Annotated in this window: 13 protein-coding genes; all 13 read left to right on the forward strand. The window is 41.2% G+C overall.

The window, feature by feature from the left end; genetic code table 11:
- Positions 1 to 8: 8 nt before the first annotated feature.
- The 13 genes from GVN20_RS21475 to GVN20_RS21535 all read left to right on the forward strand — a co-directional run bounded on the left by GVN20_RS21475 (position 9) and on the right by GVN20_RS21535 (position 21,671).
- Positions 9 to 347 carry an STAS domain-containing protein gene (locus tag GVN20_RS21475; protein WP_166560326.1) on the forward strand — a complete coding sequence of 113 codons (339 nt, stop codon included), beginning with the start codon at positions 9 to 11 and terminating at the stop codon, positions 345 to 347.
- Positions 348 to 349: 2 nt separating this feature from the next.
- Complete coding sequence (gene glgX, locus GVN20_RS21480; RefSeq protein WP_166560327.1) at positions 350 to 2,467, forward strand: glycogen debranching protein GlgX; 2,118 nt, start codon at positions 350 to 352, stop codon at positions 2,465 to 2,467.
- Between the two features lie 34 nt (positions 2,468 to 2,501).
- Positions 2,502 to 2,822, forward strand: coding sequence for an anti-sigma factor antagonist (locus GVN20_RS21485; protein WP_114070625.1), 321 nt, complete (start codon positions 2,502 to 2,504; stop codon positions 2,820 to 2,822).
- A gap of 180 nt (positions 2,823 to 3,002) precedes the next feature.
- Positions 3,003 to 3,428, forward strand: coding sequence for an ATP-binding protein (locus GVN20_RS21490; protein WP_166560328.1), 426 nt, complete (start codon positions 3,003 to 3,005; stop codon positions 3,426 to 3,428).
- Between the two features lie 35 nt (positions 3,429 to 3,463).
- Positions 3,464 to 6,655, forward strand: coding sequence for a hypothetical protein (locus GVN20_RS21495; protein WP_166560329.1), 3,192 nt, complete (start codon positions 3,464 to 3,466; stop codon positions 6,653 to 6,655).
- Positions 6,656 to 6,680: 25 nt separating this feature from the next.
- Positions 6,681 to 9,281 carry a TonB-dependent siderophore receptor gene (locus GVN20_RS21500; protein WP_166560330.1) on the forward strand — a complete coding sequence of 867 codons (2,601 nt, stop codon included), beginning with the start codon at positions 6,681 to 6,683 and terminating at the stop codon, positions 9,279 to 9,281.
- A 42-nt stretch (positions 9,282 to 9,323) separates the two neighbouring features.
- On the forward strand, positions 9,324 to 9,872 hold the full coding sequence (locus GVN20_RS21505) for a GNAT family N-acetyltransferase (protein WP_206023339.1): 549 nt from the start codon (positions 9,324 to 9,326) through the stop codon (positions 9,870 to 9,872).
- A 22-nt stretch (positions 9,873 to 9,894) separates the two neighbouring features.
- Complete coding sequence (locus GVN20_RS21510; RefSeq protein ID WP_166560332.1) at positions 9,895 to 12,783, forward strand: MFS transporter; 2,889 nt, start codon at positions 9,895 to 9,897, stop codon at positions 12,781 to 12,783.
- A 22-nt stretch (positions 12,784 to 12,805) separates the two neighbouring features.
- The gene (locus GVN20_RS21515) at positions 12,806 to 16,603 is read left to right on the forward strand and encodes a sensor histidine kinase (RefSeq protein ID WP_166560333.1); all 3,798 of its coding nucleotides are present in this window, start codon (positions 12,806 to 12,808) and stop codon (positions 16,601 to 16,603) included.
- Between the two features lie 23 nt (positions 16,604 to 16,626).
- Positions 16,627 to 17,523: a sensor histidine kinase gene (locus tag GVN20_RS21520; protein WP_166560334.1), complete on the forward strand. Its 897-nt coding sequence runs from the start codon at positions 16,627 to 16,629 to the stop codon at positions 17,521 to 17,523.
- A gap of 79 nt (positions 17,524 to 17,602) precedes the next feature.
- Positions 17,603 to 18,778 (forward strand): PP2C family protein-serine/threonine phosphatase, encoded by a 1,176-nt coding sequence (locus GVN20_RS21525; protein WP_166560335.1) that lies wholly within the window; start codon positions 17,603 to 17,605, stop codon positions 18,776 to 18,778.
- Between the two features lie 243 nt (positions 18,779 to 19,021).
- Positions 19,022 to 19,765: a LytTR family DNA-binding domain-containing protein gene (locus GVN20_RS21530; RefSeq protein WP_166560336.1), complete on the forward strand. Its 744-nt coding sequence runs from the start codon at positions 19,022 to 19,024 to the stop codon at positions 19,763 to 19,765.
- Between the two features lie 13 nt (positions 19,766 to 19,778).
- Positions 19,779 to 21,671 carry a histidine kinase dimerization/phosphoacceptor domain -containing protein gene (locus GVN20_RS21535; RefSeq protein ID WP_166560337.1) on the forward strand — a complete coding sequence of 631 codons (1,893 nt, stop codon included), beginning with the start codon at positions 19,779 to 19,781 and terminating at the stop codon, positions 21,669 to 21,671.
- The last annotated feature ends 129 nt before the right edge of the window (positions 21,672 to 21,800 follow it).

A 21,800-nucleotide genomic window follows, 5' to 3' on the forward strand; every position in this document is an offset into this window, starting at 1 on the left:
CTATCGACATGAAAGTAGCCGAGAATATAATAGAGAGCATTGCTGTCATTGAGGTGGAAGGCAACATAGATAGCAAAACCGCCCCCGAATTTGAAAAAGCCGCCATTTCGGCCATCAAAGGACAAGGGCAAGTCATTATTGACCTGAGCAAAGTGGAATTTCTTTCAAGCGCTGGTTTACGGGTTTTATTGATGATTTATCGGCAAATAAAATCGCAAAGCGGTAAAGTGGTGCTCGTAGGAGTATCCGAAGATATTCAGGACGTAATGTCGAACACTGGTTTTATCAACTTCTTTATCATCGTTAATAAGTTAGAAGAAGCGGTAGAAACACTAAAAAAGGGCTAACTATGGCAGATATTCGTATTGATTACTACCCAACCCACGAACACGAGGGTATAAAATTCCGACGGGGGCATACGCTACCGTTTGGAGCAACCATGGTGCCAAACGGGGTCAATTTCAGCGTCTATTCAAGTGCCGCTATTTCATGTACTTTGGTTCTTTTTGAACGTGGTGAAGCCCAGCCCTACGCAGAAATCCCGTTTCCCGACGAATTCAGGATTGGGGATGTGTATTGCATGACGGTTTTTGACCTTGATTTTGAACGACTTGAGTATGGCTATCGCATGGACGGGCCGTTTAAACCCGAAGAAGGTCATCGGTTTGACAAAAATGTCATCTTGAGCGACCCTTACGCCAAAGTTTTGGGTGGCCGTGATACCTGGCGTGCCCAACCCAACTGGGATGATGTGTACCCCTACCGTTCGCGGTTGGCCTTTGAGGATTTTGACTGGGAAAACGACCACCCGCTCGAAACACCCATCGAAGATTTATCCATCTACGAAATGCACGTGCGGGGTTTTACGAGTCACCCATCGTCTGAAACCAAAAACGCGGGTACATTCGCGGGTATTCGTAGCAAAATTCCGTATCTCAAATCGCTGGGTATCAACTGTATTGAACTCATGCCCATTTATGAATTTGATGAGTGGGAAAATAGCCGCACCAACCCCAAAACGGGCGAAATGCTGGTTAACTATTGGGGATACAGTACCGTAAACTTCTTCTCACCCAAAGCAGGCTACGCCGCCACTGGTAAGTTTGGAATGCAGGTGGATGAATTGAAAACCCTCATCAAGGAACTGCACAAAAACGGTATCGAGGTTTTTCTGGACGTGGTGTTTAACCACACCGCCGAAGGCGACCACCGTGGGCATACTATCTCGTTTAGAGGAATTGACAATAAAACCTACTACATGCTTACGCCTGAGGGGTATTATTTCAACTTCTCTGGAACAGGCAACACCCTGAATTGCAACCACCCCGTGGTTAGAAACATGGTGCTTGACTGCCTGCGTTATTGGGCATCCGATTACCACATCGACGGTTTCCGCTTCGACTTAGCCGCTATTTTGGGCCGTGCCCAAGACGGTAGCCCGTTGAGTAACCCGCCGCTGTTGGAATCACTGGCCTACGACCCCATTTTGGCTAAGTGTAAATTGATTGCCGAAGCCTGGGACGCGGGCGGTTTGTACCAAGTGGGTTCGTTTCCTGCCTACGGTCGCTGGGCCGAATGGAACGGAAAATACCGCGATACCGTACGCCGTTTTCTGAAAGGAGATACGGGCCTGGTAGGAGAAATGGCCCAACGGCTTCAAGGCTCCCCCGATTTATACCCCTCCAGAGGACCAACCGCGAGTATTAATTTCGTAGCCTGTCACGATGGATTTACGTTGCACGATATGTTTGCCTACAACGAAAAACATAACGAGGCCAACGGCGAAGACAACAACGACGGTGCCAACGACAACAACTCGTGGAACTGCGGTTGGGAAGGAGAAACCGACGACCAAGCCATTAATTTTCTGCGCCACAAACAAATCAAAAATGCCTTGACGATTTTAATGGTTAGTCAGGGAATTCCGATGATTTTGATGGGCGACGAAATGGGACATACCCAACTCGGCAACAACAATACGTATTGCCAAGATGTGGAATGGAACTGGCTGAATTGGTCATTGGTCAATAAAAACGCTGATTTGTTTCATTATGCCCAACAGATTCTTCGATTCCGTCGGGCGCACCCTGTACTCAGAAGCCCAACGCACTTCCGTCATTACGACTACGTAGGAAGCGGTTTGCCCGATATTAGCTTCCATGGTACGTTGGCATGGCGGCCAGATTGGTCGGCAGAAAGCCGCACCTTGGCTTTTATGCTCTGCGGAAGCCACGCCAAAGGGGGAACCATACGCGACGAAACCATCTACGTAGCCCTGAATATGTACTGGGAGCCGCTGCATTTTGAACTTCCGACGCTGGAGCCTGGGTTGAAATGGCACGTTTTTGCCAACACCGACATGGCCAACTCAGAAGACATCCACCAAATTGGAGAGGAACCTTTGCTCGAAAATCAAGCAGGCTTTTTTGTAGGCGGACGCTCAGTCATTGTTCTGGTCGCAAAATAAAATTGATTAATCTCAACCAAAAACACTCAATAACATGGATTTTACAATAACCTCAGAAGTAGTCGATAAAGTTGCCAAGCTTAAACTGACGGGCGAGCTGGATTCATTATCGGCCAGGGTTTTTCAAAAAGAAATCGAAAAAGTAGCGCTTGAATCGCCTACCGAACTCGTTCTGGACTTAGAAAATCTGTCGTTTATGTCATCGGCAGGATTGCGCGTTTTGATATTTTCAAAGCAAAAAATGGGCGTTGGACTTACGATTTACATTGTAAAACCGCAGGAAATCATCGTCGATACGCTCGAAAAAACGGGGCTTCAACACAGCGTCAATATTGTTGATCAATACCCCGTTTAGGTCATCACGACAAGTAAATGTTTTTGGATACATCAAATAGACTTTAAGTGGTTGAAAAGTGGTGATACTACCATATTTCTCAACCACTTAAATCTATTTTAATGGCAAAAGCATTCACTAACATTTATGCTTCGTATAGAGAATCAACTCAATCATCGTTCGTACTTTGTCAATTAACAAATGGAACTGAAAACCTTTCCGGCAATCATTGACTCGCTTGATGCCATACGGCAGTACGTCAAAGAAAAATCCCAAGAGGCGGGAGTAGACAAAAAAGCAACCTATAATTTATTGGTAGCAGTCGATGAAATTGCGACAAACATCATCTTGTACGGTTATCAGAATGTTGGATTAGAGGGAAATATTGACGTCTTTAGCGAAGCTACCCCCAATCAATTTAAAGTGATTTTTGAGGATGATGCTACGCCCTTTGACCCTACCACTCGTGAACTCCCCGACGAGGAGGATTTCAATCTGCCACTGGAAGAAAGGCCCATTGGCGGACTAGGAATTTACCTTACCATCACCGGTGTAAGTGATTTTTCTTATGAGTACAAGAATAATCGAAATCGAAATATTTTCGTAGTGGATATCAAAAGTCCCTAGCCCAAAGGGGCAACCCTTGACTGTCTTTTTTTAATATGGCACCCAACAGAACTTATGCGAACCCCTACCCTGGACTGAGAAGTTTTGACTCCAAAGACGCAAATCTTTTTTTTGGAAGAGAAACGCACGTCAAAAAGCTGAGAGAAAAATTAAGTAGCTCGCGTTTTTTGGCCATTATCGGTTCGTCTGGAAGTGGAAAATCTTCGTTAATTAAAGCCGGCTTGATTCCTTCATTGGAAAAAAACCGATTGGAAAATACGCTCGAAAATGGCTGGCATATTCTCATTTTAAAACCAGGTGCTAACCCTATAAAAAACCTAATAAGTATTCTTACCGATTACATTTCAAAATATAACATCGGTAGTTCTTCCCCTAAAATCATTAACAACCTAGAGTCGTTCATTTTTAATGATTCTGACGGTTTAACCAAAGTTTTTCAACTTTTCGGTGACAAAAATATCTTGTTGGTCATTGACCAGTTTGAAGAAGTATTTCGCTACCGCCAAAAAGAAGCGCAAATCACCACAGACCGTGATGAAACCATTCTTTTTATTGAATTTTTAATCCGACTCATTCAGCAACGCACGATGCCCATCCACGTGGCACTAACGATGCGCTCCGATTACTTAGATTATTGCACCAACTACAACGGCCTGACTGAAGCCATAAACCGCGGGTATTATCTATTGCCCAAGATGAACCACGCCGAAATCATTCAGGCCATCAACGGGCCACTCGAAACCGTTGGCGTGGATATTTCGCCCAGTTTAGTAGATCGTCTCTTGGGCGACATTGGCAGCAAAACTGACCAACTTCCTGTACTTCAACATTCACTCATGCGTACTTGGGACTATTGGCAAGTCCACAAATCACCGCAGCAGCCGATTGATGAACAAGACTATGAGGCCATTGGTACCATGTCTGATGCGCTATCACTCCACGCCGAAGAAATTTATCAGGATGTATTTGATACTAAACGCAAACAAGTTACCGAAAAACTTTTTAAGTCACTGATTGTAGTTGGTTCAGGAGATGTCGGGGTGGTTAGCCCAACTACGGTTTCAACCATTAAAAAAGTAACGGGGGTAAATGAATTTTTGCTTTTGGATGTCATTGACCGCCTGCGTGAATTGGGGACTTCTTTTCTTTCTCCCTCCTACTCCACTCCGCTTTCTGATGCATCGGTAGTGGACCTCACCCACGAACGCCTTACCTACCTCTGGAAACGCCTGAAAACATGGGTCGATGAGGAAACTGAATCAGCAAAACTATACAAAAACCTAAGTTTTTCGGCCGACTTATACCAACAAGGGAAAACAGGTTTATGGGTAAATCCCGAATTACAAATTGGGTTGAGGTGGTTAAAAGAAAACCGCCCCAACAAAGAATGGGCGCTCCGCTACGACCCCTATTTTGAAAGAGCCATAAATTACCTCGAATACAGCCGTAGCCAATATGAATTTGAGGTACAAAATAAAGAAAGTCGCCACAAAAAAGAGGTAAAACGAACCCGCCAATTTGCCATAGCCTTGGGGATTGGCTCGTTGTTGTCGCTCATGTTTTTGGTGGTATCCATCATTCTCCGAACGCAAGCCCAACAAAGTGAAAAGGAATCGTTAGAAAAGGAGCAACTGGCTTTGTCAGAACAAAAAAAGGCTGAAATCCAAAAAAGAGAAGCAATCTCTCAAAAAAGGATTGCCCAACAACAAGAAGAAATTGCGGAAGCCCAAAAACAACTAACCGAAGAACAAAAAAGGATAGCGGTAACCGAACAACGAAAAGCGGAGATTCAGCGACAGGAAGCAATAATGGCCCAAAAGGCCGCAACTGAACAAAAAAACAAAGCAGAAATAGCCCGTCGAGACGCTGAAAATCAAAAGACAATTGCCGTAACCGCCAAAAGTGAGGCCGAAAAACGCAAAGATGAGGCCGAAAAAGCAAGCCGCGAAGCGGAAAGGCAAAGAACCATCGCCGAAAACGCCAAGCGAGATGCTGAACGGCAAAAAATAAAAGCAATTGCCCGGGCAATTGCCATTCAGTCGTTTCAAATGCCCGAAAATTCGCAGGATGAATTGCCCGCCTTGCTGGCCCTGCACGCTTATAATCTCAACCTGAAAAGCCTAGGTGAAAAAAGCAATCCAGATATTTTTAATGCCCTCGCCAAAGCCGCTGGTACAACTGCAAAAGTAATATTAAGGCGGCACACCGATGTGGTACGCTCAGTAGCCGTTGGGGTGAAATCAGTCGATAATATCTTTGCCTCAGGTAGCGATGATGCCACCATTAAACTCTGGGATTATGGCATCAACCCGATTCAACCTACTCGTTCGTTCAGTCGCGGCAATAAATCAAACGAGGGATTTAGGTCTGTTATCTTAGACAACGATGAGAAAAAACTTATTGCGGGTGGAGCTTTGGGCACCTTATTCAGTTGGAACATCGACTCCCCTACCCCAACGCCAGTGGTAGTAAAAGGGCACCGCAGCCCAATCCATTCACTTTTGCTGGCCCAAAACAATCAGCTGGTTTCAGTGAGCAATGATGGAAATATTCGTACCTGGAATCTATCGGGCAACGGCATTGACTCCGTGGCCAATTTGCGTTCAGGGATTGATATATTTTGCGCAAAACTTAGCCCAGATGGCCAAAAAATTGTTTGTGGCTCAAAAGAAAAAGTTGTTGTTTTTGAACTAAATGATTTGAAAAAAGCACCCGCCGTTTTTGCTTTTTACGGAATGGGTGCACGAGTAACAGCGCTCGCATTTAGCCCTAATGGTAGGAAAATATTGACCGGAAACTCTGCTGGGGTCCTAACGGTATGGGATTATGAAAATGACAAAATCGTTGAATTTTCGGCGGGTACAGTACTGGGTAAACACAATTCGACCGTCAGTGATATTGTTTTTTCTCCCGATGGTCATTTGGTGGCAACGAGCAGTTTTGATTGGTCGGTTCACCTATTTAATTACGAAGATATAACACGACAACAACAGCCCATTGTCATCAACGATTTCAACACTTGGGTAACGGGTGTGCGGTTTACAAAAGACAGTAAAAAACTCATCTCTTATGGTGCCGACCGTACGGTACGACTCTGGGATATTGGCATCGAAGAGCTGTATGCCAAAGTAAGTAAAAAAATCACCCGGGACTTGACCGTCGACGAATGGAATAAATATGTAGGAAAAGATGTCGAATTCACAAAAGTGCAAACGGCCTTAAAGTAACCATACTTTGAAAATGACCTGTACAATGATGAAAATTATACAACTGATAAAATGGGGAATTTTGGTTGGGGCATGCTTACAGGCAACGTGCTCAATGGGACAGATTTGTGACGAAACGGTGAGCATTCCTGAGGCCGAAAAAAAGTACACCACGGGCAACTTTGACGAAGTCTTCCAAATCCTTTTGCCTTGTCTAAAAACCGATTTTTCGCCAACGGCCAAGGTTCAAGCCTATAAAATACTGGCCATGGCGCATTTGGCAATGGACTCAAGCGCTAGAGCTGCTGAATCCATTCAGAGTTTGTTGGCTATTAACCCCAATTTTGACCCTGATTTTGCTGCATCACCCCAATTCAAAGATATGTTTCAACGTATCAAAGATTCGCAGGAACGCATTATACAAATTACATCTGTATCTAAAAGGGCTGAAAACGTATTGAAAGTACCCGCAACAGTAATTGTTATTACTGAGAAAGATTTTGTAAGACGAGGTTATCAAAACTTAGAACAACTTCTGCACGATTTATCAGGATTCGACATTGCTAAAGGCAACGGCCCAGGCTATTCAAATTTCTACACGCGGGGCTACCGTTCTACTTCCAACGACCGTATGCTGATGCTCATTGACGGGGTGGAAGAAAACGATTTGGCCTCAGACAATATCCCCATTTCGCGCCAGTATACGCTTTCCGACATAGACCGGGTGGAGGTAGTGTACGGGCCCGCTTCTACTTTATACGGAAACAACGCTTTCATGGGGGTAATAAATATCATTACTAAAAAATACCGCGAGATTATCGACGGCAACAACAAAGTACGGTTTAATGGCCAAATAAAGTCAGGAACTTGGAAAACCCGATATGCTGACGGAACTGTAGCAGTCAAAACCAAAGACGTGGCCATTTCGGTTACGGGTAGGTTTTTTGAGTCCAACGAAATGAATTTGTCGAAATACCCTGAATGGAATTACGACGCCCGTAACCCCGCCGCCTATGGCACACGACTCGACAAAACAGGCACCGACGCGCTCAATTACATCAACAGTACCCAACTATTGACCAAATTTCCAAACTCTGATTTGTTCAACGTTGAATTCACAAACGGTGTACCTAGCGCACTCCGACTTACTCCGAAAGGAGCCGAAAAAGCCGCTGAGCTAGATAACCGACTTTTTAACGGAAATGCCTTGGATAAACCCGTCCAGTTCAACGATTATTCTAAGAACTGGTACATGAAAACCAAAATTGAATTTAAAGAATTAACCATTGCCATCACCAACTGGAAAACCGACGAAGGGGCTGTACCTTGGTATACAAATTTATCCCGAATCAATACCGCCGACTTAGGTCGGTGGATAACTTATTATCGAAGTTTTGCCGTGACTTACAACAAGGTAATAAATGATAAATTCCAGATTATCAACCTTTCATCCTACCGCCTTCATGAAATAGACGGAGGAACAAATTTGCCTTCATACCGCGGTTATTACAACGCCCGTCTGGGTATCGCCGACTTAGCAGCAGGTACTGGACCTACTTTCTCCACTACTTACAATTACCGCGTTTCCAACCAGTTTCGCAACGAATTTCGGGCGCTCTGGAGTCCTTTGCTCAACCTCGACGTCAACGGCGGGGTAGAGTATCGAAACAGTATTATTCAGGGCAATTATGTTACCTCTGGTACTGGTAATCCCGAAGAACAGGGTTTTCCAGCCGATACACTTCGGGGTGGCAACAACTTTCGGGTTTTTGATATAGGCATCTACGCCCAAGCCACATATCGTTATTCCGAATCGCTCAGTTTAGTAGGTGGTTTGCGGGTTGACAACAACCGCGTTAGAAACAACGGCGGGTACGGCATGGTAGCAAACCCTAGATTATCAGCCATTTATAGCAAGGGGAGCTTTATCTTAAAGGCTATATATGCAGAAGCCTTTAAGGATGCTTCATATCTTCAAAAATACGGCACCACCGCCGAACGGCGGCTGAATAACCCCACGCTCCAACCAGAAAAAGTGAGAAACATGGAATTCAGCCTTTATTACAAACCCATCAAAGACCTCAATATTACAGTTGCTGCCTACCGCGCCAACTACAGTAATGCGGTGGGTTTGGCCTCGGTAGTATTGGAAAACGGAACCAAAACCAATCAATTTCAGGGCATTGGTCGTCAGCGGATTTGGGGGCTCCAGGCCGAAGTAAACTATCAATGGGAGAAACTCAACGTGTGGAGCAATTTTACCTACACCAACCCACTCGACTTAACCTCAAATTTACGCATCAGCGATATTGCCGATTTTTCATTCAATATTGGGGCAAACTATCAATTCACAAAAAGTCTGAGGCTAAACATCACCTCTCATTATGTGGGTGCCCGTAAAACTGGAGCTGGAACTTCTGGCAGCCGAAACCCCATCCAACTCTTCGACCCTTATTTTATCATGGATGGTGCGCTGACTTACCACGACGTCATCAAAGGGGTATCGTTGCAGGTAACAAGTTATAATCTACTAAACAAAGAATATTTTGTCCCTGGAATCAGAGAAGCCGACAATATTGTGGGAGCTTCGCGTTTTCCGCAAGAAAAACGAAATATTTCAATGGGTATATTATTTGAAATAAAATGATTCATAATGAACACTTTACCCGATTTTTTTGACTTTTTAGTAATGGAAAGAAACAAAATAAAGTCATTGCCCGACGGGTTTGAAATTCATGAGGGCTATTTTCCAGAACGAATGGAAGAAATAGGTCGGTTCAGAATTAGGGCTTGGCGAAATGAGAATGGCATAAATCCCACTTTTTTTTCACAGGAAGTGTGGATTGATTCTTTAGATAAAAACGCGCACCATTGGATTATTACCAAAGAAAAAGTCATTGTGGCAGCGGCACGTTTAAGTTTTCATGAGTGCATCGAGGAGGTTCCTTACGCAGATTTTTTGCACGACGAACATCGTCCGCTTTTTCAAAAAAGCCCCATTGCTTCCATCAACCGTTTGGTGGTCGACCCCGCGTTTCGGGGTCGGGGTTTTGCTAGAATTCTGGACAATGAGCGCATAAAGTTAGCGGCAAAAGCGGGTTCAAAAATAATGATTGCTTTTCCTCAATTGTCCCGACTTGTGCATTTACAGAAATTAGGTTTTAATTTAATTTCTCAACTTGAAAATATCCCCGAAATGCCCGAAAGGCCTTTTTTCCTGATGAAGCTAGACCTTTAGTCCATTTATATTTTACTTGATTATGTTAAAAAAAGAGCGACTATATCACCTGATGAACTTGAAAGAAGGCGACCTCAAGGTTGTCAATCCTTTCATGCGTTACTCTTTTTTTATGGGTGTGTCCGTTGCTATTTTTTATACCGCAACGATGTCTTTGTTTCTCAATAGTTTTGACCGGACCATGCTGCCAAAAGCGTACATCGCGAGTGGCATCATCGTTTATGCTTTGGGATACATTGTTTCTAAAATTCAAGAACGCGTATACTTTTCAAAAATCGCTCTGTTTTTGATTGTTTTCTTGATTATTTCCGTTTCAGGACTGCTCATTGGCCACTTCATTACGGGCAACAAATGGATTTACTTTTTTCTGTTTATCTGGAACCGCGTCTTTGTTTTTGTCAATGGAATTTCATTTTGGGCCATTGTCTCTCGCATTTTTAATATTCAACAAGCCAAGCGGCTCGTTAGCTTTATTACCACAGGAGACGTAGTATCATCCATCCTTAGTTATTTATCCGTTCCGCTGCTATTGCAGTTTACTGATACCAACGGATTGTTGTATTTATCGATTGGCACACTGGTCTTTTGTTTGGTTTTGATGGTAACGATTTCTAAGAAATACGAATCAGAACTTTCCATTTTCTCGCGCGAAAAAGAAAAACCGAAACAAAAAACCTTCAATTATTTTTTCAAAACCCCGTATTATACAGCGGTATTTATGTTGGCGTTGTTCCCCGTAATGGGGTTGTTTTATGTCGAATTTATTTTTGCCGTTGAATCCAAAAAGGTATTTCCCGACAAAGAATTATTAACTGGCTTTTTGGGGTTATTTTTTGGCCTTTGCGCTATTATTGAGCTGTTAATCAAAACCTTACTATACGGACGCTTTATTGAAAAATACGGTTTAAAACTTGGCTTGATTGTATTGCCCTTGGTACTGACCATCTTTTATGCGTTTGCCGCCGTTTATGGAACCTTTTATGGTACTACCTACGTCTTTTTTGCGTTTATCGTCATGAGCCGTTTTGCAATGAGTACGGTTAGAAAATCTATCAGTGACCCTTCCTACCAATTGCTTTTCCAACCCATACATCCTGAAGAAAGGCTTGAACTACAAAGCCGGATTGAAGGAGGCCCCAAAGCAGGAGGAAATATTGTAGCTGGAGTACTACTTTTAGGTCTGACCTATTTTACGTTTATCGACACCATTTATCTTTCCTACATTTTTGTGGGTATTCTAATTGTATGGTTATGGGTTGCGTTCAGTACCCAAACTCTTTACCGGAATGTGTTGAAAAATTTATTGAAAGAATCAGCACAACGTAAAAATACAAGCGATAAAAAAAACACAGAAACATTTATGCCAGTGGAGTATACGGGCAAAAAAACGGATTTCGATGATGTCATCAAAATGGCAAACTCTCCGTTGCCCGAAGAACGGCTTGAGTCGGTGGCCCTTCTTGAAAACTCAGGACGGTATTATGCCTTCAAATATATTGATGCCCTGATGCAGGACCCCAACCCTCGCGTAAAAAGGGCAGCTCTGCTGGCCGCTGGAAACATCCGAAAAATGGAATTATGGCCCCATTTGTTGAATAATATCACGTCAAACTACTTTAAGCTCCCCACAAAAACCGCTCTAGCTTCCATCGGCGACCCTGTCATGGGAGAATTAGAACGTTTTTTTAACCGCTCTGAAAACGACCGGGCAACCCAAAAAGAAATTATCAGTATAGTTGAAAAAATTGATAGCCTATCTTCAACGCGTTTTTTGAGAGCCAAAATGAACCACCCCGACCCCCACATCAGAGACCGGGTTTTTGAGGCGCTTAATCAGAATCGTTATACCGCAACGGTGCTCGAACGCACCCACATCAACGCTGAAATTGACGAAAAGGCAGCCTTTGTGGTTTGGCTAATTGCCGCCCAAGCCGATATTGAGCGAATGCCCGAATTAGCTCCGCTACTCCGTTCGTTGGAAGAAGAAACCAGACAAACAGCCCCTAAACTATTCAATCTGCTCAATATTTTGATTGTAGACCAAGATTTTAACTTAATTAAGGACTTATACGAAAATAAAAATGAAACCACACAAGGCTTTGTTCAGGAAGTCTTTTCGATGGCCCTTTCAGAAGAACTTCGCGTAAAATTGGCCCCTATTTTTGAAGATGAGTCGATTGAAGAAAAACTACAAAAATGTCGCGAAAATTATCCACAGCAACGCTTATCGCCCGAGGAGCGCGTGCTTGACATTATAAACCGGGATTTTGCGCAGCTTTCGAGTGAATTAAAAGCCTCGGCAATTCAAAGCTTATTGCATTTTCCAAACTCCCAAAATCAATACATTTTAATCTCTTGTGCACACTCAAACAGTGAAGTGATTGTTGAAACTGCCCTTTATGTGTTGCACCAGTTATACCCTACTGCATTTGAAGAATTTAAGGAAACAGCCGCTTTTTTACCCAACTGCCATCGGTCTGACCTTTGCAAAAAAATTGAACATGGGTTTAATAGGGAAGATTTATTAATCAATAAACTCAATGCCATTCGGTCCATAGATTTATTAAAAAAATTGCCCGCCGATTCGCTCTTACCAGTGACCATTTCACTGCAAAAACTTCAATTAACCTCCTACGAAACCATTCTCATGGATCGGTATTGTACGGCGGGCCCACCATTGTTGTTTGTATATGACGGTGAAATTGAATTAATTGAAACCGACGGTAATCAGCAATGGATAAACGAAGGTGGGTATTGGTTTCGCGAACCCGAACCTCCACCCAAGGTGTATCTACACTCAGTTAATACCCTGAAAGACAGCACTATTTTTCTTTTGGACCCCTATTTAGTTTATAATCTTATTGCCGAAAATACTGCTTACAAAGAGGATGTTGCTTTGGAAACAGCCTAAACCGTCCAGTATAAAAGAATCAATGAAAAACTTATTGTCAACCTATCAACTACCAAACAGTTTACGCCAAATAGCTGTTTTTGCCCGTGGAATGACCATGTGGCTTTTGTTACTGTGGGGAGGTGGAGTGTGGGGACAATACAACAAACAGGCTACTGAAAAGGGAATACCCCTCAGCAGAATGTTTAATCCGAAACAATACAATGCCCACGGTCAAAACTTCGCCATTGCGCAAGATAAACGGGGTTTGATGTATTTCGGAAATTTTGCGGGAGTGCTTGAGTACGACGGCGTTTCGTGGCGAACCATTCCTACCCAAAACATCACAAAGGTTTCGGCCCTGTGTGTAAGTGAATTCGGACGGGTGTTTGTGGGTGGAAAAGGTGAGTTTGGCTATTTAAAACCTGATAGCACCGGAACGCTCTATTTTGAAAGTTTAAGCAAAGCCATTAAAACTTCCTTTGGGCAAATCCTGAATATATTTCAAACAAAGGCGGGGGTATATTTTATCTCACAAGAATACGTTTTTTTGCTCACCTCCAAAGGACTCAAAGAATTTAGAGTTAAGGGTACCATTCTGTCTTCGTTTTATGAAAATCAAAAAATTATCTTATTTCTAAAAAACGGAGGGCCTCAGTATTTAGAGGGCCAAAACTTGGTTCCGATCCCCAAAACCGCTATCACCCCTACTCTTTTTGATCTAACCGCGGTATTTCCATTAGAAAACAATGAATTCCTGTTGCTTACGAGCAGTCAAGGTTTATTTAAATTATCCCAAAATACCATCAAAGTTTTTGATTGTGAAGCCAATAGCCAATTAATTACCAATCAAACTACCTCTGGAACTGTACTAAGAAATGGTCAATTTGCCATTGGAACCTTAAATGCAGGAATCGTTATTATTTCTAAAAATGGTCAAATTATCAACCAAATTAAAGACAATGACTACCTGCAAAACATGCTCGTTAATGCCATGTTTACCAACCGTGACGGTGCATTATGGTTAGCGCTTAATAACGGTATTGTACAAATTGAAGTAGACTCTCCCATTGAAAAATTCAATGAATTTAGTAACCTGAAGGGCGAAGTAAAAGCCGTAGTACGGGCCAATGGACGCCTATATGCTGCCACTCTCAACGGCCTTTTTTACATCGACAATTTTAACGTCAAGCCCGTAGCTACCCTCAATGCAGGTTGTTTTGACTTGGCTGTGGCCTCTAATGGACTTTTAGCAGCTACCAACAGAGGCTTATTTTTAGTTTCAGAACGTGGTAGTCAACAACTTACTCCTTTTTATTCACTGTGCGTCTACGTTTCTAAAATAAATCCCTCCGTGGTTTTTGTGGGGCAGCAAAATGGGTTAGGAATGTTGAACCTAGCAGGCGGTGGACGAAACTTCCGACTTGTTGGTAAAACCAATGAGCAAATAGTAGGCATAACCGAAGATGAAAAAGGGAATCTGTGGCTTGAAACCCTATCTGACGGCGTCATAAAAATCAACGTTCAAACCAACGAGGAAAAAAAGTACTCCGCCCAAGATGGTTTGCCGCCCTTATCGTACAATCGTATCACCAACACCTCCAAAGGACTTATTGCTTATAATCAAAAGGGAATTTTTCGGTTTCAGTCGCAAAAAGACAAATTCGAACCTTTTAATCTTTTCCAAACCGATAGTGCAGCAACTGTATATTGGAACGGAAAAATTTTGGAAGAGCGAAGTGGAAAAATATGGACCACCCGTGGCGACGAAAAATTGATAACTTCTTATCTACCAACAGGCCAACCCAACAAGCCTTATCAGGCCACTAATACCCCATTTTTGCCGATTTCAGATATACCATTTAACGTTATTTATCCAGACCAATCAAACATAATTTGGTTTGGAGGATCTGAGGGTTTGATTCGGTTTGATTTAAACCTCAGTCAAGAATACCAAAGGTCGTTTCCAGCATTGATTCGAAAAGTGACGGTCAAAGGCGAACAAGCGCTATTCAACGGTTATCCTACCGATTCAACAGCCATTACTGATAATCTGTCGGTGCCGAAAATTCGTTTAGAGCCCAATAATAATAACATAGAATTTGAATTTTCAGCCCCGAGTTTTAATGTTAACGAAGTATTGAGCTTTCAATACTACCTCGAAAACTTTGATAAAGTGTGGTCAGAATGGACTACACAATCTCAAAAGGAATATACCAACCTTCCGCCAGGAAACTATAAATTTAGGGTAAGAGCCCGCAATATTTACGGAAAACAAAGTGATGAAGCCATCGTCGAATTTTCGATAGCAACGCCAATGTATCTTAAATGGTGGGCTATTGCCGCCTACATTTTGCTGATTGGAGCGCTTATTTACAACTCCGTACGTTGGCGTTTGCGGGTATTGGTTCGTGAAAAATTGGAACTTGAAAACCTCATTCGTGAGCGTACGGAGGAAGTGGTGACCCAAAAAGTTGAGTTGGAACAACAATCAGAAGAGCTTACTACCAAAAATGATCAACTCGAAAAAATTGACTTTATCGTTCAGGCCATCAATACAGAAATCAACTTCGCGAATTTGTTTCAAACCGTCTTAAACCGTTTGAAAATCATTCGTAACATGGACTGTGCCAGTGCTTTGATTTTTAATAAAGAAACCAACGGCTATCAATTCAAAGCGCTTTATGGCTTCAATGAACTATCGACGGTAGAATCGGTTCAATTAAGCCTTGAAGAAGCCGAAAATCGCTATATTTACGAAGCCATAGAAGTCTACGAAGATATTTATTTTAAGAATGACATTACCTATGAAAAACTGAATAACCCCATTGATTCTTTGGTGACTCCTAAATCCATGATTGCCATCGTTATCAAAGTGGATAATCATATTGAAGGTTTTATCACGCTCGAAAACTCCGTCCGCGCAAACGCGTTTGACCAACGAGATTTCAACATGATTAAAAACTTAAAGGAACACCTGATTGCGGCTTACATCAAAACCCGCATTCTGGAAGACCTCGAAAAGACCCTGAGCAACCTTAAGAATACCCAAGAAGAGTTGATTCGACAGGAACGTCTGGCCTCGGTGGGTCAATTGACCAAAGGAATTGTTGACCGAATTTTGAATCCGTTGAATTATATAAACAACTTTTCTGAATCTTCAACCATTTTGATTGATGAACTCAATGAGCTGCTCGAAAAGAACAAAGCGGGTATCAATCAGGATTTACAAGAAGAATTTGAAGATTCGCTGACGTTACTCAAAAATAGCATTACCAAAATTTATGACCATGGAAACAGTACAACGCGTATTGTCAAGGACATGCAGAAATTGCTCAAAGAAAAATCCCGTGAGTTTTTTGAAACAGATTTAAATTATTTTATTGAGAGCAGAGCAAAAGTCATTTTTCACGACTTTACCCAAAAGAACAGGGATTTTAACGGTGAATTGCTCATTGACCTAGAAAACCAATCGCTAAAAACCCGCATTCTCCCGCCTGAGTTTGGGGATGTTCTTTCCAACATCATTGATAATGCCCTTTACACGGTGTCGGAAAAAAGTAAACTCAATAAAAATTTTTCACCCCAAATTAAATTAACAACGAAACTAATCAACGGTGAAATTCAGTTAAGAATCCGCGACAATGGAAAAGGAATCCCACAACGTGATTTAAATCTAATTTTTAGCCCTTTCTTTACCACCAAACCAACTTCAAAAGGTACTGGATTGGGCCTTTTTATGACCAAAGACATCATTGAACTCCATAAAGGGAGAATAGAACTCACTTCCAAAGAGGGGGAGTTTACCGAAGTAATTATCACGTTACCAACGCTCAACTAAGCCTCTTTTAACCAAAAGGATATATGGAAAATGACAATAAAACGATTGAGTCTGAAAAAAAGGGTGAATTAGAACACCAAGAAAATCACCAATCTGAGCATGACATTGAGGCACTTAAAGAGCGGTACAAACAAATGAATAAATTGGCCGAAATTGGTCAGTTAACGGCAGGAATTCTGCACGAAATTCAAAATCCCCTAAATTTTGTAAATAACTTCTCAAAACTCTCCATTGAATTAGTCAAAGAAATAAAAGAGATTTTTGACAATCGTAAGGATGTTCAACTCACCGAAGAGGAGGAAGATTTGCTTTTTTTGCTTGACCAACTAACTGGTCTTAACCAGAAAATCGGAGAAAACGGGGCCCGAATTACCCGAATTATCCAAAGTATGTTAGCGCAAACAAGAAGCGAAAGCAAGGACCCCCAATTTGATCCCGTTGATTTAAACGTTTTGTTAGAAGAATTTACAAAACTCGCCTATCAAGGCACCCGCGGAGAGGATAGGTCGTTCAATGTATCGTTGGTTTTTCAACTGGATACCACCGTAAAAATGGTAAAAATCTCCGCTACCGAGATTAGTAGGGTGATCCTTAATTTGGTTAATAATGCCTGCTACGCCATCAATGAAAAACTCAAACTGCAGATTGAAGGATACGCGCCCCAAATCATCGTCACTTCAAAACGGCTGAGTGATATGGTTGAGATAAAAATCAGGGACAACGGCATAGGAATTCCAGATTCAATTAAAGAAAAACTATTTACACCTTTTTTTACCACTAAACCCGTTGGTAAAGGCACTGGATTAGGGCTAGCACTGAGCCGTGATATTGTAAATATTATGCACCGAGGCACGGTGAGTGTTGACTCTGAGGCAGGTAAATTTACTGAATTTACTCTTCAAATTCCTTTAACATTATAATATATTTAAGTGCATTATAACCCATTATAACCTAACCAATCAGTTAAAACGTTAAAACTCACCTCAAATTACCAAGACAATGGCAATCAAGATACTAAGTATGGATGACGAATTAGATATGGAAATGCTCATCCAAACTCGATTCAGAAAACAAATTCGTGAAAAAAGATACGAATTCATTTTTGTACACAATGGCGTTGAAGCCCTCGAAGCGTTAACTGAACATTCCGACATCGACATTGTGCTTTCGGATATCAACATGCCCGAAATGGACGGGCTGACTTTTTTGTCGCACCTCAACCAAATAAAAAAATCAAGGATAAAAGCGGTGATGGTTTCGGCTCATGGTGATATGGACAATATCCGGCGGGCCATGAACCTTGGAGCGTTTGATTTTATAACAAAACCCATCAATTTTGATGACTTAGACATTACCATTGACAAAACCGCCGGGTACATCGAAATGGTGATACAGCATGAGAAGGAGCGAGACCAATTGGTCTCGATTCAGAATGATTTGCTCATTGCCAGGGATATTCAACAATCAATGTTGCCTAAGATTTTTCCACCTTTCCCCAATCGAAAAGACCTAGATTTGCACGGCTTTCTCGAACCAGCCAAATCGGTAGGTGGAGATTTATTCGATTTCTTCTTGATTGACGAAAATCACCTTTTCTTTATCATCGGAGATGTATCTGATAAAGGAGTGCCAGCGTGTATGTTTATGGCCATTACAAAAGCCATTTTCAAAACCCATTTTTTACACCGTAACTATGAAGATATCGCCGATGAAGTAAAAGAAGTTAACGCATTCTTATCGGAAGACAACGACTCTTTTATGTTTGTAACTGCCTTTATTGGCATTTTAGATTTACAGACAGGCGTCGTTGAATACGTTGATGCAGGCCATGAGCCACCTTTCATTTTACGAAAAGATAAGGGAGTTGAACCGGTGGTAAAAACAACGGGTATGGCACTTGGTATCGACCCGAGCTACAACTATAAAAAACAAGTGTTGACTTTAAACCCTGGCGACACCCTTTTTATGTATACAGATGGTGTAACCGATGCCAATAATACGGCAGGCGACCGCTTCGGCACCCATAGAGCAGAAGAAGTTTTAACACCTTTTGTTAATGCACCGTTGCCCCAAGACATCAACAACTCCATTCGCCAGCACTTGAAAGACTTTATCGGTGAAAACTCACAATTTGATGATATTACCGTCTTGACGATTCAGTATAACGGCAACTAAGGAGAAAATTTCGTTTATTAAACGAATAAACTGCTTAAAAAGCAGCCTCGAAACGCCCCCTTTTAGGGTTAGTTTCAGAGGCTGCTTTTTTTTCGTATAATAAAAAACTACGATTGGCATATAATTTTTAGCCCTTTCGTACACAAAAAAATGATTTTTAGTCCTAAAATGGCTTAATTAGACCCTTATTTAATACACTAATGATATTGACCTTTTTCCTCAAAACTTCCTTTTAAGTAAATTATGGATGCAATTCAAATCGTTATTGTTGAAGATGATGCCATTATCGGAGCAGACCTCCAAGACCGCCTTGAGGAGATGGGCTACGAAGTGATTGGACTTTTCGATAATGGTGAGGAAGCTTATGAATATCTCCAACAATCTTCTCCAGATTTAATTATCATGGATGTGCAGTTGTCGGGAAAATGGGATGGGATTGAAACAGTAAGACAGATTTCAAAAAAAGTTCAGTTTCCAATCATTTTTTTGACGGGTAATTCTGATGAAATTACCTTTTCAAAAGCAAAAACCACTGCACCAGCGGCTTTTCTTTCCAAACCTTATCGTGGTCGAGATTTAAAACATGCAATTGAATTAGCCATCATTCAATCAGCCGTAAAAACAAAAAAAATGGTTGATGTTGCTGAAAATGAAAGTGCCTACGTTCTTCAAGATCGGCTTTTTGTCAAAGTAAAAAACGGTATGGAACGATTATTTTTTCAGGACATCCAATGGGTCGAAGCCAACGATTATTATTGTAAAGTTTTTACTCGGACGAAAGAGATTCAAATTTTACAAACCTTAGGTAAATTTAGTGAAACCCTGAGCAATCTATCTGAATTTTTGAGGGTACATCGTTCATTTATTGTTAATTTGAACCATGTTGAGCAAATTGGTGACCTTTCCCTCTACATTGGTAAGCACCAAATTCCAGTTAGCAAATCCGCCCGAGAAGAAATCATGGGACGTTTAAAGAAGATTTCTTAATTTCATTTCAATAATGAAAAAAACTTTACTCAAAACTCTGGCTTTTTTGTTTAGTTTTTCGGCATTTTCACAAAATACACTTCCCGAAAGTTCTGAGAAAAAGATTTTGTTATTGAACAATACTCTCCTAAAAATCAGAAAATTATATACATTAGCAGAATCTATTAACAACACTGATATAGGAAGCGCTAAAAGAATTTTTCACCTATCTTACCATATTGCAAAGGAAAATAATCACCAAGAGTGGATTCCCAAAATTGAGTTTAATCTAGGAAATGTCGGGGCAAATTTAAATCAACCCGACTCAGCTCTTTATTACTACAATCGAGCTTTATACGCATTTCAGAAGCAAAACAATTTAAAATGGGAAGCCAAAACTTTTGGTAGAATCTGTTGGGTATACAATTATTTGGGCAATTTTGACAAAGCGTTACTTTACGGATTTCGGGCGCTTACAATTTATCAAAAACTCAATGACCCCATTGGAATTGCAAAAGCTAATTCGGATTTAGCTTCCGTTTTTTTTTCACAGAATAAATCTGAAGAAGCAATCAATTATGCACAAAAAGCATACGATGAGCAAAAACAATCAAATATTTTAAGAGACCTCTCCACGTCGGCCCAAATTCTGGGGGATGCTTGGCTGCTGTCTGGTAACTCTCAAAAAGCATTGACATTTCTTAATGAAAGTCTAAACATTAGGCGTCTTTTTAACTACGACACAGATATTGCGCTCTCATTGAATAGTAGAGCCAACGTTTACAAAAAAAAACGACAATATATAGCCGCCCTTGCTGATTATAAAGAGAGCCTCCGAATAGCCCAAAATAGCAGAATTTATTGGCTTACCGCCTCTATTACTGGCAGTATTGGACATATATACAATATGATGAGAAAATATCGGGAAGCTCTGCCATATTTAATTGAAAATGAAAAGCTATTAAAAAAAACATTTCGCTCCCAACAGGCTGTAGATAATTATAAACTACTAGCTGATACCTATGGTCAACTAAAAAAGTACGATTCAGCCTTTTATTTTCAGAAGAAAGCATCGTTTATCGGTGACAGTTTACTGAATGCTCAGAAAAATTTTCAATTTTCAAGTTTAAAGACGCAATACGAATCAGAACAAAAGGAGACTCAAATTGCATTACAAAATAAGCAATTATCAGAGGACCGAATAAAACTTTGGACTTTATCTTCTTTTCTTGGTTTGATGATTATTGGTGGTCTGATGCTATTTAGGCTCATTCGCACCTTACGCCAACGCAATAAAGAAAAGGAATATTTGATTAGGGAGATTCACCATCGTGTGAAAAACAACCTTCAAGTTCTTTCAAGTTTATTACATCTACAAAGTAAATACATAAAAGATAAAGCCGCATTGGAAGCAATAAGAGAAAGCGAAAACCGCGTAGAAGCGATGGGACTTATTCACCAAAAATTATACATGGGAATCAATCCAGGAACAGTGGATATGAACGATTATCTCAAAAACCTGGGTATTTCGTTATTGGATTCATTTGGTTTGCTTACCACTGAGCAAGTCACGATTAACTATAAGTTGGATCCAATTTATTTAGACGTAGACACCGCAATGATTATTGGCCTGATTGTTAATGAATTATTAACCAATTCCCTAAAATATGCTTTTCCCGAGGGGCGAACAGGCGAGATTGAACTTTCGTTTTGTGAGGAAAATGACAAACTCTGCCTTCAAGTAAAAGACAATGGTATTGGCTCTGCCAAAGCACCAGAATTAAATAATGGAACCGCTTTTGGATTGAATCTGGTAAAGATTTTAAGTAAAAAACTCAAAGGAGACTCCAAAATAATCGAAACTACCGAGGGCTACTCAACATTTCTACAATTTGAAAAGGTAATGGGTAATCATGCGGTATACTAAGTTGTAGTAGCTAATAATGAAGGGTAGAGAGATAAGCAAAAATGGTCTATATTTCGGGGGCGTGGCAATCGGTGCAAATTACGGTTTCAAAAATTGTTCGTGAAGTAACCACAATTGGAGCAATGATTT

Source organism: Runella sp. CRIBMP (assembly GCF_009905605.1).
Lineage (GTDB): Bacteria > Bacteroidota > Bacteroidia > Cytophagales > Spirosomataceae > Runella.